Source organism: Brevundimonas sp. C43 (assembly GCF_030732185.1).
GTDB lineage: Bacteria > Pseudomonadota > Alphaproteobacteria > Caulobacterales > Caulobacteraceae > Brevundimonas > Brevundimonas diminuta_C.
The window spans coordinates 826,544-849,471 of sequence record NZ_CP132231.1 but is presented as its reverse complement, the minus strand read 5'-3'; the positions used below and the strand labels follow the sequence as shown (position 1 = coordinate 849,471).

Here is a 22,928-nt window from a genome sequence, read left to right as displayed (position 1 = left end):
GTTTTCGTTGGTGATCGCCGGGGTTTTGGCCTTGTTTTCAACCGAAACCGCGATCAACGTCCGCTTCAACGGGCGGTGCGACCGACCCGACGAAAGGGAACGACTATGAAGATCAAGATCATGCTGGCCGCGGCGACCCTGGCGGGCGCCCTCGCCTCTCCCGCCCTGGCGGGCGACCCGACCGGCCTGTGGCAGACGCCGACCAATGGCGGTCAGGTGCGGATCGCGCGCTGCGGCCAAGCGCTGTGCGGCACGTTGGTGACCTCGGACCACATTCGCCGCGACGCCAATGCGCGCGACGCCAACAATCGCGACGCCTCGCTGCGGAACCGCACCCTGCGCAATCTGCCGATGCTGACGGGCTTCACCGGCGGTCCGACGGAATGGCGCAACGGCTCGGTCTATAACCCGGCCGACGGCGGCACCTATCGCGGCACCATTATCATGACGAACGACAACAGCCTGCGTCTGCGCGGCTGCATCGTGACTCCGCTCTGCAAAACCCAGACCTGGACCCGCATCCAGTAGGATCAGGGACGCCCCACATACGAAAGGCCCGGTCGGAGCGATCCGACCGGGCCTTTTTCCATGTCTGCCTTAGATTAACGGTTCAGCGCCGCCCGCGCCGCCTCGGCGTAGCGATGCCCTGTCGCTGCGCCCTTGGGGAAGACGGCCTCGATCTGGGCGAGGTCGTCAGGCGTCAGAACGACGTCCACGGCCGCCACATTCTGCTCAAGAGTCGCGATCCGACGTGTGCCGGGGATCGGGATCAGATCCTCGCCTTGCGCCAGCACCCAGGCCAGCGCCAGTTGAGCGGCGGTTATGCCCTTATCCGACGCAATGGCCTTCACGGCCTCAACCAGATCCAGGTTCTTCTGGAAGTTCTCGCCCATGAAGCGCGGATTGGTGCGGCGGAAGTCGTCTGCGTCCAGGTCATCGATCGAGGTGATGTCGCCCGACAGGAAGCCGCGGCCCAGCGGGCTGTAGGGCACGAAGCCGATGCCCAGTTCGCGCACGACTGCGAACAGTTCGTCCTCCGGCTCGCGGCTCCACAGCGAGTATTCCGTCTGCAGCGCCGTGATCGGATGGGTCGCATGCGCCTTGCGCAGGGTGTCGGGCGCGGCCTCGGACAGACCCAGGAAGCGGACCTTGCCCTCCTTGACCAGTTCCGCCATCGCACCGACCGTGTCCTCGATCGGCGTGTCCGGATCGACGCGGTGCAGATAGTAGAGATCGACGTGATCGACGCCCAAGCGTTGCAGGCTGCCCTCGATGGCGCGCCGCACATTGGCCGGGCTGCCGTCGGTCATCAGCCTGGTGCGGTCGGCATTGTAGTTGATGCCGAATTTGGTGGCGATGAACGCCTGGTCGCGCCGGTCCTTCAGCGCCTTGCCGACCAGCACCTCGTTGGTGTGAGGACCGTACATCTCTGCGGTGTCGAACAGGGTGATGCCCAGATCGAGCGCGCGATGAATGACGGAAATGGACTGGGCCTCGTCGGCGCCGCCGTAGAAGGCGCTCATGCCCATGCAGCCCAGGCCAATGGCCGAAACCTCGGTGCCGTTCGCACCCAGCTTGCGCGTCTTCATGGGGGCCTTCTCCTGTCGATGTGGGGATCGGCCTAAAAACAGATAGGACGGCCGACGATCAGGAGATGGTCGCGGCGACGGCGGGCTGCAAGCCCGGCCGCGCTTTGCGATGGTACCGCCTCTCAGGCTTGAACTGAGGACCTCCGGTTCCACAAACCGGCGCTCTAACCAACTGAGCTAAGGCGGCCCGCGCATCGCGAGGCGCGTTCTCTACCGAGGGCCAACCAACCAATCAAGCGTAGAGTTCGACCTGGGCAAACAAAAACGCCCCGGTGGATGCCGGGGCGTTCTGCTTAGTGCAAAGTAGGCCCTACTGAAGGCGGAAGCGCACCGTAAAACGCGCTTGTCCACCCTGAGCGACTCCATCCACCGTGCCAGGCGCAAAGCGCGCGGAACGCATGGAGGAAAGGGCTTCGCGGCCGAACCCGGCACCCGAAGGCGTCTCGGAAACTACGCTGCAGTTCGTCGCCGAACCATTGGCCTGAACCGAGCAGAGCAACACGACCGTTCCCTCCTCGATACCACGCTCTTGGGCGCGAGCCGGGAACTCGGGACGAGGTTGCCGTGACCACGAGACGTTTGTGATGGTCGACGGGCGAGCCGGAGCCGGGGGTGCGGGCGGAGGCGGCGGTCCAGGAATATTGACGGGCGGACCCGTGTATTCAACCCGATCTTCCTTCTTCGTCGGCGTGATGTTGACCGGCGGAGGGGGAACGATGTTCGGGACCGGAGCCGGCACGCGCACCTGAAGCTTCGGCGGCGGAGGCGTATCCGTCGGCGGAGGCGGCGGGGGCGGAGGCGGCGGAGGCGGCGGAACCGGCTCGACCAACTCGACCTCGACGGACTCGTCGACGTAGTTGAACTCCTTCAGCTTGAACTTGGACTGCTGAACAAAGAAGATCAGCAACGCAAACAAGATGCTGACCACCATCAGGCAGACGATCAGCACGGGGTAGGACACCCCCATGAAACCCTTCTTCTTGGGTACGTCGTAGCGACTGCGATGATATTCGACGTCTGTCATACTATCTCCGCATCCTAACTCGTCGCCTGGTCTTCGCCGACCAGCGCAACGCTATAGAAGCCGTTATCCTGCAGCGCATTCATGACCTGCATAAAGTCGCCGTAACGGGTGTTCTGGTCGCCCCGAATGAAGATCCGCTCATCAGCCGGGTTCCGGGATCCGATCTGTTTTTTCAGATCTTCACCCAGGGCTCCGACGTCGGTCCGGAAATCGCCCACATAGACGTCGCCGTCATTCTGGATCGAAATATAGACCGGCTTGGGCGGGTTCGGGGCCGCCTTGGCGACGGCGATTGGCAACTCAACAGGAACCGACACGGAGGCTAGCGGAGCCGCCACCATGAAGATGATGAGCAGAACCAGCATGATATCAACGAACGGCGTAACGTTGATATCACTGTTGGCCTGAGGCAGGTTGCCAGCGCCGCCCGATTTAATCTTGGCGGCCATCCGTCTTACGCCCCCTTGTCGAGCTGACGCGAGATGCCGTTCAGCAGCTCAGCGGCGAAGCCGTCGGCGCGCGTGCCGTAAGCAGCGATGCGGGTGTTGAAGTAGTTGTAGAACACAACGGCCGGGATAGCGGCGAACAGACCGATACCGGTGGCCAGCAGAGCCTCAGCGATACCGGGAGCCACGACGGCCAGGTTGGTCGTGTTCGACTGGGCGATACCGATGAAGGAGTTCATGATGCCGTAGACGGTGCCGAACAGACCGACGAACGGACCGATCGAGCCGACCGACGCCAGAAACTGCTGGCCGCCCGACAGGCGCAGGGCCAGACCGGATTGCACGGCGGCGACAGCCGATTGCGCGCGACCCAGGGCCGAGTCCAGGTGATCGCCGGTGACCGACAGACCCGATTGACGCGACAGTTCGATTTCCTCGGTGGCGGCGGCGGCCATGTCGGCCAGCGGGTTGCCGTCGAACTCTTCCTGAGTCGAGACAGCGCGCATGTCAGCGATGGTGCGGGCGCCGCGGAAGTTCTCGAGGAAGTTGTCGGTCTTGCGGTTCAGAGCGCCGAACTCGAACAGCTTGATGAGCAGCAGGGTCCACGACAGGATCGAGGCCAGCAGCAGGCCGGCCATGACGACCTTAACGACGACCGTGGCTTCCATGAACATGGAGATCGGGGTGATGTCGCCGTGACCGCCGCCGACGGCGTCGTTCACCGTTGCGGGATCAGCTTCGCCGGCAGCCGGAGCGGCGGCTGCGGGAGCCGCAGTCGAGGCGGCCGGGGTGGGCTCGGCCGGGGCCTGGGCCAGGACCGGCGAGCTCGCCATCAGCGCGGCGGCGCCGGCCATGGCGAGAAGGATATTCGTCTTTTTGCTGTTCAGCATAATTCGCCAGTTCCTGCTTGGTCTGACTCGTGGAACCAAAGGTGCGGCCATAGTCAGCGACCGCCCCCCAACCTGAAATGTTTCCTTCAACGCGCCCGTCCTTTCGAGGATCAGAGCCCGCTGAAATCTTCGGTGGAGATCGAACCGGTCGCCCGCCTCGTCTCCGCTGGTCGAACCTTCGGAGACACGTCTCCGGCGATCCGCATTAACGTCTTCTTGCGAAGGCGCCTCAACCCTTTGACGAACCCTTACCGGAGCGTCAAGGGACGAGAGGGGCTTTTAACCCGTCGAGAGACATGGAGAAAAGTTCCATCAACCGACGCATTAGAGTGCAGCCACGCGACATTTTGATGATGATCAGACGTCAGATGAAGCAAGTTTGTTCAAAACGGCCATCCTGAGCGCGATCATTTCCCTATATGGCAAATTGTAGGGCTGATCGCTGCAAGCCGGCTTAAACCCAAGGGCGGCGCAAAGGCCGCAGCGCAGGATCATGCGCTCAAAACAATCGGTTTTCACGGTGTGGGAAAAGATGGTGCCTGGAGGCGGGTTCGAACCACCGACACGCGGATTTTCAATCCGCTGCTCTACCAGCTGAGCTATCCAGGCGCCGACGCGGCGTCGCGAGAGGCGGGTCTATAGGGGAGGCTTTTCCGCCTGTCCAGCGCCCAATCCGTCCTTTTCGTCATCATCTTGCGCACCCTCGTCCAGGGCGACCGGAATGGCATAGGCGCCGGTGAACCAGCGCTGAAGATCGACGTCGGAACAGCGGCGTGAGCAGAAGGGCTTGTACTTGGGATCGGCGTCGGCCTTGCGGCAGATGGGACAGGAAGCCACGGCTCAACCCTCTTCTATTCGTCCGCGCCCTGGCGGGATCGCGGCATCGGCCTGGATCAATGCTCGCGGTCCCAGACGAGCCGCCAGCGGATGAGCGATCAGGGCTTCGTCCGGCGCGCAGCGCGCGATGATGCGTGGCGACAAGGTATCCGCCAGCAGCTGCCGTCGCAAAGCGCGCACGACAGATATGGCCCGCGTCTGAACCGAGGGGCGCCCTCCGGCGTCGAGCAGAATCTCCTCGATCGGCGTGCGACGCCAGGGAAGCGACATCTGCAACAGGCCGAATCGACTGACGGGTCCGAAGACGGCCTGAGGTTCTTGGGTGAACGCGGCCCGCGCGACCTTGGACTGCGCCTCGGCGTCCTGACCGTCCCCGACCAGGTCGATGACGACTAAACCACCCCAGTTCCGCAGGCCGATCAGCCGCGCCGCCTGCTTCAACCCCTCGCGATTCGCAGCCGCCCTTGCCTGGTTCGGATCACGACCGGGCGCGGAGGCGAAGTCGATGTCCACAGCCACCAGGGCGCGGGTGCGTTCGATGGCGAGATCGATTCCGTGCGAGGCGAAAACGATCGATTGAGCCAGAGCCTCTTCCTCCGCCTCGACCACGGCGTCGATGGCGGCGATGCCGGTGACTGATTCCGCGCCGGGCGCGAGATCGCGCAACTGTTCGGCGATGCTGGGTGCGGGCTGAATCAGGCGAGGCGTCCCCTCCCCCACCCCCAGACGACGAACCACCGCCCCTTTCCCGGCACGAGGTTCGGCGATGACGACGACTTCCAGCCGCTGGCCTTGCGTGAGCAGATCGTTTTTCGGGAAGGGCAGAAAGGCGGCGGCCGGTGCGGCGATATCGACGAAGGCTCCGCGCAAGCAGGGGTTCACCTCGATGACACGCCCCACCGAGCGGGCGCCGAGCCGGGTCTGCGCCGCATCATCCTCGCGGTGGATCAGAAGATGAGTACAGCGACCGTCACGCATGATCGCGCCACGCGTCTCGCCAGGCGTCTCGTCGAGGAAGACCTCGACTGCGCCGCTCATGAACGCCAGCCGACGCCGTGCAAGAGCTGGACGGCCTCATAGACGGGCAGGCCCATCACGGACGGATGGCTGCCGACGATTCGCTGGATGAAGGCGGCCGCCGGGCCCTGGATGCCATAACCCCCGGCCTTGCCGCGCCAGTCGCCCGTGGCGACGTAGGCGGCGATCTCGTGGTCCGACAAGGGTTTGAAGGTCACGCGGGTTTCGTTGACGCGCGACGATAGTTTTCCGTCGCGCCACACGGCCACGCCGGTGAAGACGCGGTGATTGCGGCCGGACAGCAGTTTCAGAAAGCGTGCCGCCTCGGCCTCGTCCGCCGCCTTCTCCAGAAAACGACGTCCGACAGCGACAACCGTATCGGCGGCGATGACGACCGCGTCGGGGCGGCGCTCTGCGACGACCTGCGCCTTCGAGGTGGCGAGCCGTTCGGCCAGACGCGGCGGGGTCTCGCCCTTCAGAGGCGTCTCGTCGATGTCGGCGGGATCGATATGGTCGGGCGTGATCCCGACCTGCGCCAGCAGTTCGATGCGGCGCGGGCTGGCCGAAGCCAGCACCAGTTCGGGGCGACCCGCAGCCACTTACTTGAAGCGATAGGTGATGCGACCCTTGGTCAGGTCGTAGGGGGTCATTTCGACCAGCACCTTGTCGCCGGCCAGGACGCGGATGCGGTTCTTGCGCATCTTGCCGGCGGTGTGAGCGATGATCTCGTGGTCGTTCTCGAGCGTCACGCGGAAGGTGGCGTTCGGCAGCAGTTCGCTGACGGTGCCGGGAAACTCGAGCAGTTCTTCCTTAGCCATGCGGCCTCTCACGCCCGTTGAATATGCGTTCGACCCCACGCCGGGCGGGCGCGAGGGGCGGAATGGACGGGCCTAATGCCCGAAAACACAGAGATAGTCGAGGTCAGCCGCGACGGTAGAGGGCGCAGAGCAATGTAAACAGGCGCCGCGACGTCTCGTGATCGACAACGATCTTGCCGTCCAGTCGCGTCTTCAGCTGTTCGGCGCCTTCGTTGTGAAGGCCGCGCCGACCCATGTCGACCGATTCGATCTGGCTGGCCGAGGATCCGCGCAGAGCCTCGTAGTAGCTGTCGCAGATCATCAGATAGTCTTTAATCACACCCTTCAGCGGCGTCAGGCTGATGGCGTAGGTGCGCGTGAAGTTTTCGCCGTCGATGTCGAACACCAGACGATTGTCCTGAAGCGACAGCTTCAGCCTGTAGGGTCCGCCCTCGGCGCCGACGGGCTCGAAGCTGTTCTTCTCGACCAGATCAAAGATGGCGACGCGGCGCTCGTGCTCGATCTCAGCCGTCGCCGCCGGCAGGGTCGCGGCGTCCAGTTCGACCGAGGCCAGCTTATGATCGGCTCTCATGCCGCAGTCCCTTCGTCCAGTTCGGGCGTGTCCAGATGGGTCGGCGCGATCCGTGCGGGCCAGCGGTCGGAAATGTCCGTGACCACGGCGTCCAGACATTCCACGTCGATTCGCAGATCACCGCCGCCGGCGAACATCAGGATGACGCGCCCGCTCAGGTCCTCGGTTGGAATGAAGTCGAGCGCGAGCAGTTCGAGAGAAGCGTCCGGGCTGCGCGACAGGCGGCGGCTCTTGACCGCCAACACGTCGCCGAACTGCATGGCGCACATCACCCGCGTCCCGCCGCACTCCCAGCAGAAACGGCTGAAGGCGATGGTCAGGGTTCGGGCCGCCTTTTCCCAGACGATGTCGACGGGGCGCAGGATCGCGTCCTGAAGCGCGGCGGAGATGATCTGAAGATCGTCGGCGTCCTCGGCCAGCAGACGCAGCGGTTCGACCGGCGCCTTGGCTTCGGGGATGACGCCGTCGATCTCAGTGCTCATCACCTGTTCCCTTTATGCGGCGGATGTCGGCTCCGCACGCGCCGAGCTTTTCTTCCAAACGCTCAAAACCGCGATCCAGATGATAGACGCGTCCGACCGTCGTTTCGCCCTCGGCGACGAGGCCCGCGATGACCAGGCACATCGAGGCCCGGAGATCCGTCGCCATTACCTGGGCGCCGTGCAGAACCTCGACGCCGGTGACGTGCGCCTCGCCGGCATGAACCGAAATGTCGGCGCCCAGTCGCGCCAACTCCGGCACATGCATGAAGCGGTTTTCGAAGATCGTCTCGCGAACCGTGCTGACGCCCTCCGCCGTCGTCATCAGCGCCATGAACTGGGCCTGAAGATCGGTGGCGAAGCCCGGATAGATGGCCGTCTCGACATCCACGGCCTTCAGTCGCTGCTTCGGGTCGCGCTTGATAAGCACGCCGTCGGCGGTCGGCGAGACCTCGACGCCCGCCTCGACCATCTTGTCGGTCAGCGAACCAATCAATTCGGCCCGCGCCTTGGTCAGGCGCACTTCGCCGCCCGCCATGGCGGCGGCGACGGCATAGGAGCCCATCTCGATTCGGTCGGGAATCACCGACCAGGTCGTCCCGTTCAGTGACGAGACGCCTGTGATGGTCAGGACGTCGGTGTCGATTCCCTCGATCCTGGCGCCCATGGCCGTCAGACAGTGGGCCAGATCGCCGATCTCGGGTTCGCGCGCCGCACGACGCAGGACGGTCGTGCCCTCAGCCAGCACGGCGGCCAGAAGCGCGTGTTCGGTGGCGCCGACTGAAACGAAGGGGAACTCGATCTCGGCGCCCTTCAGGCCCTTGGGCGCGCGGGCGGTGACATAGCCTTCGTCCAGCTCGATCTCGGCGCCCAGCGCCGTCAGCGCCTGCAGGTGCAGATCGACCGGACGCGCGCCGATGGTGCAGCCGCCCGGCAGGGAGACCTTGGCCTCGCCGGTGCGCGCCAGCAAAGGCCCCAGCACATTGAACGAGGCCCGCATCTGGCGCACCAGATCATAGGGGGCGAAGGTCGAGGTGAGGTCCTTGGCATGGAACAGGCTCTCCTGCCCGTCCGCCCCGTCCCGCTCGGTCACTTCGATGCCGAACTGGCGCAGCAACTGACCCAGGAACCGGGTGTCGGCCAGGCGCGGCATATTGGTCAGCAGCAAGGGCTGATCCGTCAGGATCGAGGCGGCCATCAGCTTGATGGCGGAGTTCTTGGCGCCGCTGACGGGAATGTCCCCGAAAAGCTGGGCGCCGCCCTGAATGGCGATGCTGTCCATGACGTCCTTAAGCGCGCCCGATGCCAACGCCTCGGGGGGAAGGTTCTCTAGCAAGCCGGCGGGCGCTTGCCAAAGGGCTGCGTGATCGCGAGCCGATGACTTTCAGTTGCTGTCGCGTGGCGCGGCCGGCGTGCGCGCCGGCGCCTTGCGCCGGCGCAGATTGGCCCGGAGCGCCGAGGCCAGCCGCATGGCCTTTTCCGCCTTCGCCCGCGCCTTTTCAAATTCGGGGCCCGATTCGACGATCGGCGTCGCCTGCGCGGCGGCGGAGGGCGTATCGGCGTCATGCGGCGTGCGAGTCATGGCGCGATGATGCCGTGATCACGGGCCATGTCCAAACTTTCTTTCAGATCGTCAAAAAGCCGCTTCCCTCCCCGGAAGGGTTTGGCTATACGGCCGCTTCCTCAGTCGGGGCCGCCGTAGCTCAGTGGTAGAGCGCATCCTTGGTAAGGCTGAGGTCGTGGGTTCGATTCCCCCCGGCGGCACCATCTAACGAGATGAACTGATGGAATAAAAAGGCCGCTCCTTCGGGAGCGGCCTTTCTACTTTCCGGCCCCGGGTAATCTAGCGGGTAACTGCCGAAAATCAGATTGCGAATGGGCTCACGTCCGACACTTTGATCCGACAGGGCGCGCAGAGCCGATTGCCCGGGCCCTCGGAATCAAACTGCTTCGCGCAGCAGAGGCACGGACGCCGCTTCACCGGGCGAGGTAGCCCGTCCGGGTCATTGAACTGTCGGTCTCCGCCATACCAGGCACCCCTAGGCATCAGTGGAGCCGCCTTTCTGAGCGGACGGTCTCGGCGAACGCACGCTGGAAGCCGAAGGCGATTGCTTGCCCCCGCGTCGAACGCTGGCGCGCTAACCACGTCGGCACGTCGCCTCTAAGAGCGTCCACCCAGACTGTCCGACCACGTTCTCGCCAGCACAGATGCCCAAAGAAGGCGGCGAGCTCGGCGGCATCGACTCCATACAGTTTTGCGAAGGCCAGACAGTCAGACACCGTGGGCCAACGCTCGGGTCGTGTCAGGTTGGCGCGCTCGAAGCAGGCCCTGTGGGCCGCCCGCATAAGCGGATCGAAGAGGGCCTCATAGCCCTCGACGATGTCATCGGCCGTGAGCGCGCCCTGCCCCATCAGGCTCGCTCGCTCTGACGCTTGCGGACCTCGACTCCGTAGGCGGCGCAACGGGCGACCTCGGCGGCGTGGGCCAGGTCCATGAGTTCGCGGTCACTGGACAGGTTCTTCGCCAAGGCCTGCTCCGGCGTGACGTTCTGTCGGAGGGCGAGCTCGTCAGCGCGGCGCAGCATGGAGTCCTCGAAGGTGCTGGCCGAGTAGGTGGGCTGGGCACCCGAGGCCACGGCTGCGGCGTTCTTGCGGATTTCGGTGTCGGTCATGGGGGCTTCTCCTGCTGACTTGATGAGGACGGCGCGGGCGCCGAGTTGGGCGGGTAGGTCCACGCTGCTGATCTCAGACAGCGAGAGGTTTCTGACGCGGTGACGCTTCATTGGGTTCATGCTTGGGCTCCTCCCCCGGCGTCGCCGAGATCAAGATTTGATGTGTGGTCGACCCATTCGATAAGGGGCATGGGCCGCGCCACGCTGACGCGCAGACCGAGAATGCGGCTCAGGATGGGGGCCTCGGCGATGAGCTCACCGGCGGTGAGAAAAGCGAACATCCGTTCGCGCGACCGGCGGAGACTGCTGAGACCCGCTTGTTCCGCCTGAACGTCGGATCGATAGAAGCGGTCGTTTGCCGATTTCAGCGCCTCGACTGCGGCCTCCGCTTCCCTCAGGGCGGCGACGAGATCGCGGGCGGCAGCGTGACGCTGGCCGACGGCCTCGCGCCGCTCGGACATGATGCGCTTGCGCTTAAGGCTGATAAGCATGGTGGTATTCCTGACTGATGGGTTCGGGCCTGACGTCCACTTGCGCCCGCACCGTCTGGACGAGTTGGGCGGCCTCCTGAGCACCGAAGCCCGCGCCGATCAGGTCCGAGACACGGCCCAACCAGAAGGCCTCGTCGAAGGGAGCCTTCAGTCGCTCTTGTTCTGCACGAGCCAGATCAACATGATCCTGACTCGTCTCCGGCGGACGGCGGCCGTCGATGAGGGCATCCAGCCGGTCGAGTGCTGCAACATCGAAGCCGGGCTGCCCGACGAAGTCAGGACTCCGGACCAGAGCGAGGCGGAGGCGACGGCGCGCATCGGGACCCATGAGGCGGAGCCCGACGAGGAAGGCGACGCGGTCGAGGGCGGCGTCAGGCGTCATCCGAGACCCTCCCCTCGATCACTCTGAGTGGCTCGGGCCGGAACGACTGTGCCAGCCGGGTCGCCACCGAGGCGACGGCGTTCCCCAGCAGACCAGGCTCGACATCGTGGGTGACGCGCTTGTTTACGTTGAGGGCGGCAGCGTCCCGGTAAGCCGGCAGTAGGGCTCGCGCCCGGAGCTCTAGGAGGCGGTCGCTGTATTTGCGGACGGTCCCGACGACCGTCTCACGGTATTTTCCGCCGTAGACCGGCTCCTCATAACCCTCAGTCGAACGCCTGTAGATCTCATGTTCGACGTCGGCGCGGGCGGCCTCGACGGCGTCGTCCCACGCTGCTGCAAAGTCGGGATCGCGCTGGCGCTCATCCTGAAAGGTCGACAGGGCGCCGGAGGTCGAGTGCGGTGAAGCCGAGCGTGCCGCGCGCATGGCGATGCCGTGGCGGGCCAACTCGGCCACGAAGGCGGCCTTGCGTTCAGCGCTGAGGGGGTGGCGGGCCATCCACATAGATTAGCCGCCGACCGGTCAGAACCCGACGGCTAAGGCTTGAGCTATCCCCGGGAGCGGAACCGGTCGAGGACGTCGCCCTCGTCGTCGGCGTCCCAGCCGCTCGGAGAGAAGTCCCTCTTCTCAAAGACGAGTAGCGAGATTGTCATCTCGTACTTGTCCGCGAAGATGGCCACCTCGCGGACGGCGCGGTCGGCCCAGACCCCCGCTGGCAGGTTGACGCCCGTCGAGGCGCTGGCCTGATCGCCGCTCGCCGCGACTGAGCTCGGGTGCAGCTCGGTGCCCGGCGGGAAGAACAGCCTCGCCTTCTCGGCGGCGGCGCTGCGCTTGAACCACTTGATGAAGCCGTTGGTCGCCACGACCAAGGCGGCGCACTCGTCCGTCGCCTCCAGCCACTTGAGGGCGGCGGCGGTGAGGGAGACCTCGTAACGATCACCGCAGTGGCGGAGGAGGTCGGCATCCATAGTCTGGCCACGCACCTGCGTCCGGAAGTCGTCCAGCGGCATGAGGAGGTAGGAAGCGAAGCGATCCGCCTCTTGCTCGATGCTGCGGCTCCCACCGACTACGTCGCGAACCCCGCATTCGATACCTTCCGGACGCTGCCTGCGGTGGCACAGGTAATGTCCCAACTCGTGCCCGAGGGTGAAGTTTGTCCGCCCCGGCGAAGTTATCGACGGATTGTAGAGGATCGCCCAGCCCCCCTTTGGCATCGGCAACAATGCGCCCTCGAAGGTCGGCACATCGGCCTCCTTTATGGCGCGCACCGGGTCTTCGAACTTCGTCTTTGAGTACTCGAGGGCGATCTGCCTGACGTCTACAGGGAATTGGGGTCCCCAAGCTCGGACCAGAAAGTTCGCCCAAGCAGCCGGACTGGTTGGGTCATCCCTCATCTTCAAGCACGTCCAATATGCGCTTGAGTTTTTCCTTCACTTCTTCATCGGCCTTTTCGAACTTCCGAAAAAACGCCGCATCCTTGTCGGTCTGGCTGGGCTGAGTCTGTGATGCGTCAATCAAGAAGCCAGCTGTGACGCCGAGAACGGCGGCGATGCGCTCCAGTTTTTCGGCAGACGGCCGGGCCACCTCCTTGTTTTCTATTTCCCACATGTAGCTCTTGGAGCTGTCCGTCGCCTGGGCCAGCTGCTCCAGAGTGAGCCCCTTCTGGCGACGGAGTTCATTGATTTTGATGCCTAGCTTCGACGGCATGGGCTCTCCTGCTTCCGTTTCGAGTTCGGCGATAACCTGATCTCTTGTGCTTGACAACCGAACTCGGTGTTCCCATACATCAGATATGGCAGTACCGAACTCTGCCGGAAAGGAGGCCATCATGGCTAAGGGTAAAGGCGGCGGTTCGTTTCGGAGCGCCATTTCGGGTCGATATGTGACGAAGGCCCACGGGCAGCGCAGCCCTCGCACCACGGTGCGGGAGGCCGGGGGAACGAGCGGCAGCACGGGGGGCGCTTATCGCAGCGCCATCTCGGGGCGGTTCGTGACGACGGCGCACGGGAAGCGCAGCCCGAACACCACCACGCATGAAAAGTAGCAACTAGCTGCGCCGTCGAAAGGCGGCGCAGCAATCTCTCGGAGACACGGCATGGGTACGAAGCGTTTTCCTTGGAAGGGCAACTTCCTAAAGGTCCCGCCCAAGGTGCGCGCGGACCTCGACAAGATTGACGGCGATCTCATCGCCATCGCCGCCGTCAAGTCGGTCAGTGTCGCGGACGTCCAGAGCGGGCTGTACGCGCACCTCGGGCTTGAGACCGACCTCCTCGATGGCTCCATTGTCGCCAACGGCCCCAGGCGGCCGCCAGAGGACGCGGGTAAGTGGTCTTATCGGAACGCGCGCGGCTGGGACCGCAAGCGCCCCGACCTCCCGATGGTGCCGAAGAGTTTCGTCTGGGAATCACCCAACTTCGGCGACGCCTCCACCTACGGGACCCACACCCACCACCAGACGAGACAGGTGTACCAGAACCAGGTCTTCGAGGCGCAGGGCATGGAGATTGAGCCCACCGTGCTGTCTCAGACGACCGGCGACCACGTGGTGGTGAAGTTCGCCCTGACGCCTCTGCTCAACCGAGGCCAGCCGGAGTTCGAGCTCATGCTCCTCTGGGCGCTGAATGTGCTGCAGGAGAACACAGGCGTGACGGGCGTGGCGTCCAGCACTGCGACCAAGGAGGACTTCCTCGGGACGATCCAGCTCGACTGGGACATCTTCCCGCCCGGGACGATTGATGACGTCGTTTCGTGGTTCACCTCGAAGCCGAGCGCCGCCTCGCGCTCGCCAGACTTCGACAAACATCTCCGGGACCGGACCGCCGCCTTCAACAAGCTGCAACCCCAGTCCTACATCCGGGGATCAGGCCAGTTCGGCTCCTACTTTGGAGCCAAGTTCGCCGACGACCTCGTCGTCTTCGAGAACCTCCGCTACGGCAATGCTCTCTACATCCTGTACGATGATTGGGGCGACATCTCTAAGCGTTCTCGCCTCGACCTCCTGCGGGATCATGATGCCAAGTTCGACCGCGTTGTCCATACGGCCGACTGGCAGTTCCAGTTCGACAAAATCATGAGGATGGAAATGTCCGCACGGCGCCGAGGGAAGGGACGGCGCTGAGGGCGAAGTTCCCCCGCCGATAGGGTCGGCGGGGGAGCACGAGCATTTCAGCTTTTCCACTTCTCAGTTGCTGCGATGATAGCACCGAAGGCACCGCGCTGGTCATCGTCGACATCGAGACTGGTCATGTACGCAGCGATCCAGCCTAGGTGGTGCAAGACATGGGCAGCCTTTTCGGCGTCCGGTCCTATGGTATCAGCGGCCACGGCCAGCCGGAGGCCACCGCTCGCGGCAGCGAACCCGGGATACGTCTCTCCCTCATCATCCCAGTGCGCTCGGGCCAGTTCCTCCATGACGTGGGCCACCATCGGCGGCTGCCAGTTCCAGTCCTCGAAGCTGCCGAACGTAGGAGTGAGTTTGTCGGTCATGACGACCTCCTTGCTGATGCCGACGAAAGTGTAAGCATGGACGTTGTCAGCCGGTGACGCTCGCAAGGCACTGTTGCGAAATCCGCCGGGTTGTTACCCGACATATTACCCGGGGTATCGGCGGGCAGTTGATCGCCCACGAGGGCCGTCGGTCGTCGTGGGCGGCTTGCGCCTAGCCGAGGCCCAGGTCGACAGCGTGTCGGGCGCCCGCGCGCGTAAGGCCCATCGGTTTGGGCGGACGGCCGCCATCATCGACGTCGATGTCCCCGACCAAGCCGACCAAGACGGATGGGTCGGTAGCGTCAGATCCAATAGATTGGCCAGATTACCGACCCAACCGACCCAACCGACCTAAAATAGATCAGGACCAATCCAATCGCTGACCTCTTCGCTCCCAGTCTCCGCGCCCCGTCTCCCGGCTGACTGCTTTGGGTCGGTTAGGTCGGTTGGGTCGGCGAACGTCAGTTCGCTGTGGGCTATAGACTGCGCGGGCGTCGGTTGGGTCGGTAATGGGTCGGTAGTGCTTCGGTCGCCAACTTGTCAGTACGGAGCATCGTCACACCCCCTGGCCCCACGGTCCTCCTCCTCGTCGTCTAGCGACCACCGCGACGAGGTATCCCACTCGCCCGGCCAAAAGGCCTCGTCCCATCGGCGGCGAGCCTCGACGAGCGGAGGCCACACCCAGCCCTTCGGCCGTGGGTAGTCACGCTTGGTGAAACCCAATCCCGGACGTGGAACCGTTCCTCCTCGAACCCTGCGGCCCTCTCCGAGGAGATAACCGATCGCGTTGGAGGTGGGGTCGAAGCGCCTTGCCAGCCCGGCGCAATACTTCTGGAGTTCCTCCGTCGGCACGACAAATGAGTCTTCCGACAGCTGCGCCACCCGCAGATTTACGGGCACCGTCCCGGCGCTGAGTATGTCGTACAGCACTCTCTCCAGCCCCCGGAGCGAGGCCGCCTTCTGCCCCACCAGCGCGTCGTTCTGCGGGACGTCATACCGGGGATGCCAACCGCTCAAATCCTCGGCAAGTAGGTCGTGAAGGAAAGCCTCAAGGCCTCCACCGTCAATCTCGGCATTCAACGCGGCCCACCACCGGCCTCGCTCGTCGGACTGAGCGCTTCCCGGCGGAGCGGCGAGATGGGGCGAGACGTCGAAGACCGCAAACCGCCGCTCATCCGCGCTAGCTGAGACCACCCAGTCTTCGTTGGAGGCAATGATCACCTTCAGGCGGTTCGGCGCCGGAAAGGCGTCCACCCCCTTAGGCTCGATCATGACCGTCGGCTCCGTGATCAGCGCCTTGATGATCCCCTCCGCTTTGGCATCCCCCCGCGCCAAAGCCTCGTCAGCAAAGAGAAGGCAGCAGTCGTGGAGCGGCTTGTTGAAGTTGTTGGTCATGACGTGGGAGCTCGCGATGCTGGTCCCGTGCTGCCCAAACAGACGTCGCATGACGTGACCGAACGTGCTCTTCCCGGTGCCTTTGCCACCACGCAGAACGAGCGCCACCTCGGCCGGGCGCTCCGGGTACTGCACTGTGAACGCCGCCCATCGGAGGATGTAGTTAGCAGCCCGAGAGTCGCCAGCCGCTAACACCTCCTCGATCAGCTGACGCAGCAGCGGCCACTCGCCCGCCCGTGGCTTCACAGCGAGACCACGCCAGAGATTCAGTTCCTCGCCGCCCTCTGTTTCGGCATTGGGACGGAAGACGACGCTGCGATACTGACGCCGCATCGGGTTCTCCAACCACCACTTGCCGGCTGGGGCGTACAGAGGTCCGCCGTTTTTGCTCGTCCCGACCTGCACCTTGATGTGCATGTATCGGTTGCGGAAGTCCTCGAACGACTGGGGGACAAGCTCTTGCCGGGCGGGATCGACCTCTGAAGGGCGATGGGACACCACGCGGCATTTTCCCCCGTACATTTCTATCACAGCGTGCTCGGCATTGAGCTTACGCAGCATCGGCTCGACGACCTCCTCCTTGGCCCTCTCAATCTGGCGGGCCACGTATTCCAGCGAGCGCTTCTGGCGGAGGGGGTGGTCTGAGACGCCCAAGTCAGGGTCAAGCAGGACGGACGCAATCATGTCGTCCTCGCAGCCCGCCCTGACGAGCTCGCAGACGACGGCCCACATCACCTCAGACTTCGATCCGTAGCGGGTCGGGTCGTCGGGATCGTCGCCCTGGACAATGAGCATTCGGGTCCGCTGCGTCACGGCCTCCGGGAGCTCATCCAGGTCCTTCAGGCGAGGCAGGTTGCCACTGATGACGACCTTGTTGGCGGAGCCCGTCCCCTTCGTCGACTGGACCTCCGGCGCCGGGGTGAAGTCGTGGAGCGGGTAGGTGATGTCAGAGAGCTCGACGATGGTGGCGAGGGTCTCGACCCGGCCGCGCTTGCGCTTCTTGTCGTCGGGAATGTTGATCGTGCCGGGTATCCGCATGATGCGGTCGATGTTCCAGCAGTGGTCGCCGCCGAGAACAATCTCCATCTGCCGGTTGTAGGCCTCGGACTCAGCGATCCGGTTGGCGTCGCCGCCTATGTAGACCGGCTCCTCCAGACGCCAGAACGCCTGATAGCCGCCGCCGGAGAAGATGATGGCCGAGGGGCTCGGGCTGAAGCCCTCCAGCACCGTGATCGCCCTCGCCTGCTCGGAGGCGAGGTCCTCGCCCTTGCGGGGGTCGACGTCCACATGGAGGAAGGCAAGCTCCTCCACGTCCTCCTTCTTGGCCTTCTTGTCGGTCGCGGCCCGCAGCGGGTTGACGCTGAAGTAGAGGTTTAGCTTTCCCGACCGGGAGCTCAGCCACTTCTCGGCCTCGGCGACGTCGGTGAAGGTCGCGGTGTCGGTCCGGCCGCCCTCGGGCGGGATAGCCGTCAGGACCCAAGGCCCCCCCGGGCGGAGCCACTGGAGGAAGCGAGTGGACTCAGCGATGTCACTGATAGGCGTAGTCATCTCAAGAACTCGTCTCGGCCGGGCGGCCGGGCGGGTCGGTCAGTGGTGAGGCCATTCGTTCAAGTATTGGAGCTCCGCTCCGGAGGCCGGGGGGCCTATTCTCTTCCCCGGTGCTTTCTTGGTCGAGGCGCCACTTGCTGAGCCGGTCCCACCGCCTACTCCCGGCGGTGGGGCCAACTCAGGCGGCTTCGCGGGCCGCCACTCTCTCACCGATCCAAGCCAGCACCTCGGAGCGTAGCCAAGCGACCTTGTTCGGGCCGAGCCTTACCTGTGCCGGGAAGTCTCCCTCTCGGATCAGCTTGTAGATGGTGACTTTGCAGAAACCGACTATCTGCTCGACGTCGGTCATGCTCAAAAGGCGATCATTCGGGTCCACTGCGTCCTCCTCGTTCGGCGGGGTAAGGACGGGGTTACGGGGGTACGTCGCTGTAGGCACTTACGCGAAATCAGCCGGATCGCGATTGGAGGTAGAGCCGCACGACGCGATTGGCGGCGTCCAAGGCAAGGTTGCTCCCTGGACGACGAGTATCTTCCCGGTCTAGCGCCGGATCGAGGTCAACTAGTTGCTGAGCGAGAAAGTCGACGGCGTAGCTTGGCAGGTACAGGTTGTCGTCAGGTCCCGGGTCTCCGCTGGATGTGCCAAACTTCATCGCCGTAATCTCGGCGCCGGTAGAACCCAGCCAGTCGAGCAGTATGAAACCCGCAGCGCGCGCGGCAGCATACCCGTCGACGCCGCGCGGTCCCGTAATGCCGAGCACCTCTTCACGCTGGAGCTCGAAAGTAAGGCGGTCAAAGCCTTGTTGGTTTTCTCGATGCCATTGCCAGTCTGCAGCGGACTCTGGTGGCAACGCCGCCTCACCACCAGACGGAGAGAGCTTACGCAAGCGGTCCCGAACCTTTGTCGCCTCGTGGCGACTGTCCGCCAATGACAGAGTGGACTTGTACACTGCCAAGGCTCGCGCTCGGGCCTCTGCTAGATCCATAGCTTCCCCCACGTCTCCAACGCCGAGCGCTTCTCGTCCATGTAGCTGTAGCGGTTGTAGGTCCCGGCCACACCGGCGACGACGTGCCCAAGGACCCGCTCAATGTGTTCCTGTGGAATGCCGAGCCGCGCCATGTGCGTGGCGACAGACCGGCGGATGTCATGGACTGTCCACGGGGCCAACGGGGGCAGTTCCTCCGCCGCCCCGCGCTTGGTGATGAGCTCGTCCAGACGCGCCTTCGACTTGGAGAAGCCACTGACGGGCCGCTCGCCACTTGTGGTGGAGAATACGCAGTCACCGCCATTCCAGTTCGGCAGAGCGTCAACCAAAGCCCAAGCAGGTGCCGAGAGCGGGTAAACGTGCGCCCGCTTAGTCTTGTAGCGGGAGGCCGGTATCTCCACAGCCTTCTGGTCACGGTCGATCCAGCCCACCTCAAGCTCAGCGATTTCGGATCGTCTCTGGCCCGTCAGGATCAACAGGCGGACCATCGGGCCGAACGGATAACCCGCCGCCCCGGCGGCGTCCCACACACGCCCAAGTTCCTCCATCGAGAGAACGCGCTCCCGGGCGACGTAGCCGAGCTCTGGGCGCCGCATTCCGGCGAGCGGACTGGCCGCGAGGTGGCCCCGGTCGGCAGCCCAGTTGAACATCTTCGTCAGGTGCTTGCGAAGTTCTCTGGCGCGGGCCTCGCCCTTCTCCGTCACGACCGCGTCGAGCAGGTCGTGGACCTCTGCCCGTGTGATGGTCTCGACCAGACGCCCACTCCAGACGGGCAGCGCATCATCCGCGATGATTCGCTCGGCTGCTGACCGTCCCAGCTTGCTCTTCGGCCCCTTCAGCCTGACCGCCTTGCCCTCGGCCGCTGCCGTCAGCACGGCCGCGCGGTCTCTGGCGAAGCGCCCCTCCTTGGTGTTCTGTTTGACGTGGAGGTCGACGAACCGCCGGAATACGGCATCGAAGGTCTGGGTCGTCTGTTGGGCCAGTTGCTCAACCCGCTTCGCCGCCGGGTCAATACCCCTGTCCGCCTGCTCCAGCGCTGCCCTAGCACGGTCGCGGGCGTCCTTTAGATCAACGAGGGGCCACGCACCCAATGTCATGCGGGATAGACTGCCGCGTGTACCGCGCTCGCCAGCCCCGGCCACCCGATACATGAGGGACCAGGACTTGCGGTTCCGACCTACGCGGAGGACGAGGCCGGGGAGATAGTCGTCATGCACCTCCTCGCGCTCCTTGCCGGGCGGCAAGGTGATCTTTTCGACGGCCTTCTCTGTCAGTCTGGTCCGCATGATGGCGCTCCGGGTATCGCTCGGGTAACGAGATGAGCGGCTATTCGAGCTTACCGCCCCTTACCACTCGTTACCCGAACTAGCGCCAGATGCCTGATCTACCTAGTGTTTTATCGTGAGACCTTACCCTATCTTACCCGCCCTTCCGGGTTCGCTGGGTCTTGGTAAGGCTGAGGTCGTGGGTTCGATTCCCCCCGGCGGCACCATCTGAGACTTGAAAAGGCCCGGCTTTCGCCGGGCCTTTTTGATTTTCCAGATCGGACGGACAAGCCTTCAGTCGTAGCCGTACAGGCCCCGGCGATAGCGATCGCGGTCATCCGCATCGCCATCCTTGCTCCAGCTGAATCCCATCGACATCGACTTGGTCGTGGTGTCGGCCCCATAGCCTCGACCGCGCCAGCCGCCGCCATAAGGCGAATAGAAGCTTGGTCCGCGCAGACCATAGCCGCCGTAGCCGTATCCCCAAGGTTCGTTGCGGCCTTCGCGGTAGGCGAGGTCCAGGCGACCGTTCTCGCCGACCGGCAAGGAAACGGCCGCGCCGTAGCTGCGATAGCCGCCGGTGCCGATCCCGGCCTCGACCATGCCATGCATCTTGCGCTCGGCCGGGGCGCCCGGCTCTGCGCTTTCGTCGAAGGTTGCGCCCGGCGTGCGCGCGCTGATCCAGTTCTGGATCTGCTGTTCGGTGGTCATGCCGTGCGGGGCGGCGTCCTGAGCCGTCGGCGCAGTCAACGACGCCTCAGGCGCCGCCGCCAGGGCCTGAGCCAGGGTAGGCGCGTTTGTCGGCGCCGTCGTCACCACGCCGTCCGGATCACCGTCCGACGCCGCCAAAGCCACACCCGCCAAGAGACTTGCGATCAGCATAGGCCACCTCCGTTCGACATCATCCTAGCACAGCGATTGAGGCCAAGGTCAGGCGATGCCGTCGCCGCGATTGAGGGGGTCCGGCAGAGCCTCTCCCTCGGCTACGAAACTGAGCGCGACCGAGTTGATGCAATAGCGGTTTCCGGTTGGCGGCGGGCCATCGGGGAAGACGTGACCCTGGTGGCTGCCGCAGCGGGCGCATTGGGTCTCGATCCGGACCATGCCGTAGCTGGTGTCGCGGATCGCGTGGACGTGCGCTTCATCAACCGGTTGGGTGAAGCTGGGCCAACCGGTGCCGCTTTCGAACTTGGTTCCGCTCTTGAACAACGGCAGGCCGCATTCGCGGCAGCAGAAGACGCCTGCCCGCTTCTCGCCCAGCAGAGTACCGCAGAAGGGCGCCTCCGTGCCATGGGACAGCAGGACGCGCTTTTCCTCTGGGTTCAGGTCGGCTTCGAGCCGGGCGCGTTCTTCGGCGTCTGGCGGCGTCAGGTCATAGCCCGACGGCGAACGGAGGGATTCGGAGGTTTGGGCGAGATCGGTCATGGACTGCAAATAAGAAGGGCGGGCCAAGGGTTCCACCCCTGCCCGCCCCTCGGTCATTCGACCGACCGTTCCTTACTGGAACAGCGTGCCCACCCAGGCGCGCACGGCCGCTTCGTCCGTCGCGGAACCGGTGTAGGCAAGGCCCTGCGCCGGCGTGAACGGCGCGTCATTGCCGCGTTGACGCGTGGTCCAGGCCTTATGACCATAGGTCAGCTCGGCATAGTTCGACGGCAGGCGCAGAACGGTCGGCTCGATGAAGATCGAATCCTCCGCCGTGACCGATCCGGCCAGGCGCACGTTCGGCAGGCGCGTCAGAAGATCCAGCGTATCCAGGCACCCGCTGGTGCAGCCGCTATCGACCAGGACCACAACCGGACCCGCCACGGGGTTTGCTGCGCCCGTGTCCGCCACCGACGGGCGGCCCGGCATGGTGAAGGTCGGCTGATTGGCGGCCATGGCCGAATCGAAGGCGGCGACGATGGCCTGGGTCTGTTCGATCACCGGGCCGGATTCGGCGACGAAGCGCGGGTCGGCCTGCATGCGGGCCAGGGTGTCGGCGAACCACTGACGGTTCGCGGGTGTGGCGCGGTAGGTGATCGAGCCGGCTTCAGGCTGACGGCTGACGGTGAACTCCGGCGTCCAGATGCGATTGGCCAGGCCATAGCCCTTGCCCGTCGCATTCAGCGAAGCGCCGTTTGCCCCGCGCAGATCGATGACCAGCCCCTGCGCGCCGCGAATGGCGGGTAGTTGGGCTTCGACAGCGGCGTAGAAGGCGTCCCATCCGGCGTCGTCAGCCAGGGTATGGACATTGATCCACGGACGGCCATCGACCGTCTCGACCGACAAAGGATTGGCGCCCGGCGTGTAGACGGTGGCGCGATAGGCCGCTTCCAGACTGGCGGCGTCGGCCGGCTGGGGCTGCATCTGGAAGTCGCGATCACGACGGCCGACCTTGAAGGTGCACAGCGAGGGCACGCCGCCGGTGAAGGGATTGTTGCGGTTCCACAGCAGATAGGGCGCGGTGCGGACACGCCCGGCTTCCGTCGTCAGATCGCCTTCCCACCGGTCCAGCCGCTCTTCGGCCAACTGGGCGGCGGTCTTGTCGCCGCACTTGACCAGGGTCGCCCCGAGCGGCGGCACGTTGCGAACGCCGGGCTTCACATAGGAGACGACATATTCGCCGTTGCGCCACGCAGTGGTCACGCCCGGCCAGCTGGTCGCGAAGAAGGGACCGAGGCCTTCATAAGTCGGGCGAATCGCGATGTTCGAATCGCGGAAGCCGTTGGCGTAGTAGCGCATCAGATAGGCGTGGCTGTCGCCGCTGTTCACGCGGCCAACCTTGCCTTGCGCATCGGTCAGGCCGGCATCGATCCAGCTGCGAAACGCTTCGCTGGGCGCGCCGGGAATCACGGCGGCGGGGTGGTTGGCGGCCAGGGCGTCATGCGCGGCCTGAAGGTCCTGTTGCGCCAGAGCGCGAAAATCCTGTGCGACAGCGGCGCCGGCGGCGACGGTCAGCGACAGAACGGCGGCCGAAGCGGCGGCGATCATTCGGTTCATGGGGTTTCCTGCGGCCTTTGATTTCAAGCTCGTGGGAAAGGTTAAACCCCATGCG

At 64.6% G+C, this 22,928-nt stretch carries 30 protein-coding genes and 3 tRNA genes; 4 read left to right on the top strand and 29 right to left on the bottom strand.

The window, feature by feature from the left end:
• The first annotated feature begins 105 nt into the window (after positions 1-105).
• Complete coding sequence (locus Q9R14_RS04250) at positions 106-528, top strand: DUF2147 domain-containing protein (RefSeq protein ID WP_306003597.1); 423 nt, start codon at positions 106-108, stop codon at positions 526-528.
• Positions 529-602: 74 nt separating this feature from the next.
• On the opposite strand, the gene Q9R14_RS04245 is transcribed toward Q9R14_RS04250, so the two are convergent.
• The 14 genes from Q9R14_RS04245 to Q9R14_RS04180 all read right to left on the bottom strand — a co-directional run bounded on the left by Q9R14_RS04245 (position 603) and on the right by Q9R14_RS04180 (position 9,253).
• Positions 603-1,589, bottom strand: coding sequence for an aldo/keto reductase (locus Q9R14_RS04245; RefSeq protein WP_306003596.1), 987 nt, complete (start codon positions 1,587-1,589; stop codon positions 603-605).
• 110 nt (positions 1,590-1,699) lie between these two features.
• Positions 1,700-1,776 (bottom strand) — tRNA-His (locus Q9R14_RS04240).
• A gap of 123 nt (positions 1,777-1,899) precedes the next feature.
• A complete protein-coding gene (locus tag Q9R14_RS04235; RefSeq protein ID WP_066622824.1) occupies positions 1,900-2,613 on the bottom strand; it encodes an energy transducer TonB in 714 nt (237 codons plus the stop codon).
• A gap of 14 nt (positions 2,614-2,627) precedes the next feature.
• Entirely contained in the window at positions 2,628-3,062 is a 435-nt protein-coding gene (locus tag Q9R14_RS04230) for a biopolymer transporter ExbD (RefSeq protein ID WP_017505196.1), read from the bottom strand.
• Positions 3,063-3,067: 5 nt separating this feature from the next.
• Complete coding sequence (locus Q9R14_RS04225) at positions 3,068-3,949, bottom strand: MotA/TolQ/ExbB proton channel family protein (protein WP_242076232.1); 882 nt, start codon at positions 3,947-3,949, stop codon at positions 3,068-3,070.
• A gap of 533 nt (positions 3,950-4,482) precedes the next feature.
• Positions 4,483-4,558, bottom strand: a tRNA-Phe gene (locus tag Q9R14_RS04220).
• 27 nt (positions 4,559-4,585) lie between these two features.
• Complete coding sequence (locus Q9R14_RS04215; protein WP_137721478.1) at positions 4,586-4,786, bottom strand: DNA gyrase inhibitor YacG; 201 nt, start codon at positions 4,784-4,786, stop codon at positions 4,586-4,588.
• A gap of 3 nt (positions 4,787-4,789) precedes the next feature.
• Positions 4,790-5,824, bottom strand: coding sequence for a ribonuclease E/G (locus tag Q9R14_RS04210; RefSeq protein WP_306003595.1), 1,035 nt, complete (start codon positions 5,822-5,824; stop codon positions 4,790-4,792).
• Positions 5,821-6,402: a Maf family protein gene (locus tag Q9R14_RS04205; protein WP_306003594.1), complete on the bottom strand. Its 582-nt coding sequence runs from the start codon at positions 6,400-6,402 to the stop codon at positions 5,821-5,823. The genes Q9R14_RS04210 and Q9R14_RS04205 overlap by 4 nt, the downstream gene beginning before the upstream one ends.
• A complete protein-coding gene (infA, locus tag Q9R14_RS04200) occupies positions 6,403-6,621 on the bottom strand; it encodes a translation initiation factor IF-1 (RefSeq protein ID WP_008261544.1) in 219 nt (72 codons plus the stop codon).
• 103 nt (positions 6,622-6,724) lie between these two features.
• Positions 6,725-7,192, bottom strand: a complete 468-nt coding sequence (locus Q9R14_RS04195; protein ID WP_306003593.1) for a UPF0262 family protein — start codon at positions 7,190-7,192, stop codon at positions 6,725-6,727.
• A complete protein-coding gene (locus Q9R14_RS04190; RefSeq protein ID WP_066551770.1) occupies positions 7,189-7,674 on the bottom strand; it encodes a DUF2948 family protein in 486 nt (161 codons plus the stop codon). The genes Q9R14_RS04195 and Q9R14_RS04190 overlap by 4 nt, the downstream gene beginning before the upstream one ends.
• Positions 7,664-8,953 (bottom strand): UDP-N-acetylglucosamine 1-carboxyvinyltransferase, encoded by a 1,290-nt coding sequence (gene murA, locus Q9R14_RS04185; RefSeq protein WP_039247350.1) that lies wholly within the window; start codon positions 8,951-8,953, stop codon positions 7,664-7,666. Before murA ends, Q9R14_RS04190 begins: the two co-directional genes overlap by 11 nt.
• 102 nt (positions 8,954-9,055) lie before the next feature.
• Positions 9,056-9,253 carry a hypothetical protein gene (locus tag Q9R14_RS04180; protein ID WP_055754875.1) on the bottom strand — a complete coding sequence of 66 codons (198 nt, stop codon included), beginning with the start codon at positions 9,251-9,253 and terminating at the stop codon, positions 9,056-9,058.
• Between the two features lie 110 nt (positions 9,254-9,363).
• Here Q9R14_RS04180 and Q9R14_RS04175 point away from each other — a divergent pair.
• Positions 9,364-9,438 (top strand) — tRNA-Thr (locus Q9R14_RS04175).
• A gap of 279 nt (positions 9,439-9,717) precedes the next feature.
• On the opposite strand, the gene Q9R14_RS04170 is transcribed toward Q9R14_RS04175, so the two are convergent.
• The 7 genes from Q9R14_RS04170 to Q9R14_RS04140 all read right to left on the bottom strand — a co-directional run bounded on the left by Q9R14_RS04170 (position 9,718) and on the right by Q9R14_RS04140 (position 12,921).
• A complete protein-coding gene (locus tag Q9R14_RS04170; protein ID WP_306003592.1) occupies positions 9,718-10,083 on the bottom strand; it encodes a hypothetical protein in 366 nt (121 codons plus the stop codon).
• Positions 10,083-10,343, bottom strand: coding sequence for a hypothetical protein (locus Q9R14_RS04165; RefSeq protein WP_306003591.1), 261 nt, complete (start codon positions 10,341-10,343; stop codon positions 10,083-10,085). Before Q9R14_RS04165 ends, Q9R14_RS04170 begins: the two co-directional genes overlap by 1 nt.
• A 116-nt stretch (positions 10,344-10,459) precedes the next feature.
• Positions 10,460-10,804 (bottom strand): hypothetical protein, encoded by a 345-nt coding sequence (locus tag Q9R14_RS04160; protein WP_306003590.1) that lies wholly within the window; start codon positions 10,802-10,804, stop codon positions 10,460-10,462.
• Between the two features lie 13 nt (positions 10,805-10,817).
• Positions 10,818-11,216 (bottom strand): hypothetical protein, encoded by a 399-nt coding sequence (locus Q9R14_RS04155; protein ID WP_306003589.1) that lies wholly within the window; start codon positions 11,214-11,216, stop codon positions 10,818-10,820.
• The gene (locus Q9R14_RS04150) at positions 11,206-11,670 is read right to left on the bottom strand and encodes a hypothetical protein (protein WP_306003588.1); all 465 of its coding nucleotides are present in this window, start codon (positions 11,668-11,670) and stop codon (positions 11,206-11,208) included. Before Q9R14_RS04150 ends, Q9R14_RS04155 begins: the two co-directional genes overlap by 11 nt.
• A 92-nt stretch (positions 11,671-11,762) precedes the next feature.
• Positions 11,763-12,458: an ImmA/IrrE family metallo-endopeptidase gene (locus tag Q9R14_RS04145; protein WP_306003587.1), complete on the bottom strand. Its 696-nt coding sequence runs from the start codon at positions 12,456-12,458 to the stop codon at positions 11,763-11,765.
• 139 nt (positions 12,459-12,597) lie between these two features.
• The gene (locus tag Q9R14_RS04140; RefSeq protein WP_306003586.1) at positions 12,598-12,921 is read right to left on the bottom strand and encodes a helix-turn-helix transcriptional regulator; all 324 of its coding nucleotides are present in this window, start codon (positions 12,919-12,921) and stop codon (positions 12,598-12,600) included.
• Positions 12,922-13,042: 121 nt separating this feature from the next.
• Here Q9R14_RS04140 and Q9R14_RS04135 point away from each other — a divergent pair, with 121 nt between their 5' ends.
• Both Q9R14_RS04135 and Q9R14_RS04130 read left to right on the top strand, forming a co-directional pair.
• Positions 13,043-13,258: a hypothetical protein gene (locus Q9R14_RS04135; RefSeq protein WP_306003585.1), complete on the top strand. Its 216-nt coding sequence runs from the start codon at positions 13,043-13,045 to the stop codon at positions 13,256-13,258.
• Between the two features lie 51 nt (positions 13,259-13,309).
• Positions 13,310-14,332 carry a hypothetical protein gene (locus tag Q9R14_RS04130; RefSeq protein WP_306003584.1) on the top strand — a complete coding sequence of 341 codons (1,023 nt, stop codon included), beginning with the start codon at positions 13,310-13,312 and terminating at the stop codon, positions 14,330-14,332.
• A 47-nt stretch (positions 14,333-14,379) separates the two neighbouring features.
• On the opposite strand, the gene Q9R14_RS04125 is transcribed toward Q9R14_RS04130, so the two are convergent.
• The 8 genes from Q9R14_RS04125 to Q9R14_RS04090 all read right to left on the bottom strand — a co-directional run bounded on the left by Q9R14_RS04125 (position 14,380) and on the right by Q9R14_RS04090 (position 22,873).
• Positions 14,380-14,700: a hypothetical protein gene (locus Q9R14_RS04125; RefSeq protein WP_306003583.1), complete on the bottom strand. Its 321-nt coding sequence runs from the start codon at positions 14,698-14,700 to the stop codon at positions 14,380-14,382.
• A 540-nt stretch (positions 14,701-15,240) separates the two neighbouring features.
• Complete coding sequence (locus Q9R14_RS04120; protein WP_306003582.1) at positions 15,241-17,643, bottom strand: DUF5906 domain-containing protein; 2,403 nt, start codon at positions 17,641-17,643, stop codon at positions 15,241-15,243.
• Positions 17,644-17,821: 178 nt separating this feature from the next.
• A complete protein-coding gene (locus tag Q9R14_RS04115; RefSeq protein ID WP_371929759.1) occupies positions 17,822-18,019 on the bottom strand; it encodes a helix-turn-helix transcriptional regulator in 198 nt (65 codons plus the stop codon).
• Positions 18,020-18,089: 70 nt separating this feature from the next.
• Positions 18,090-18,527: a hypothetical protein gene (locus tag Q9R14_RS04110; protein WP_306003580.1), complete on the bottom strand. Its 438-nt coding sequence runs from the start codon at positions 18,525-18,527 to the stop codon at positions 18,090-18,092.
• Positions 18,528-18,616: 89 nt separating this feature from the next.
• Complete coding sequence (locus tag Q9R14_RS04105; protein WP_306003579.1) at positions 18,617-19,912, bottom strand: site-specific integrase; 1,296 nt, start codon at positions 19,910-19,912, stop codon at positions 18,617-18,619.
• A 273-nt stretch (positions 19,913-20,185) separates the two neighbouring features.
• Positions 20,186-20,773, bottom strand: a complete 588-nt coding sequence (locus Q9R14_RS04100) for a hypothetical protein (protein WP_306003578.1) — start codon at positions 20,771-20,773, stop codon at positions 20,186-20,188.
• Between the two features lie 48 nt (positions 20,774-20,821).
• A complete protein-coding gene (msrB, locus tag Q9R14_RS04095) occupies positions 20,822-21,316 on the bottom strand; it encodes a peptide-methionine (R)-S-oxide reductase MsrB (RefSeq protein ID WP_306003577.1) in 495 nt (164 codons plus the stop codon).
• A gap of 72 nt (positions 21,317-21,388) precedes the next feature.
• Positions 21,389-22,873 carry a hypothetical protein gene (locus Q9R14_RS04090; protein ID WP_306003576.1) on the bottom strand — a complete coding sequence of 495 codons (1,485 nt, stop codon included), beginning with the start codon at positions 22,871-22,873 and terminating at the stop codon, positions 21,389-21,391.
• Between the last annotated feature and the right edge of the window lie 55 nt (positions 22,874-22,928).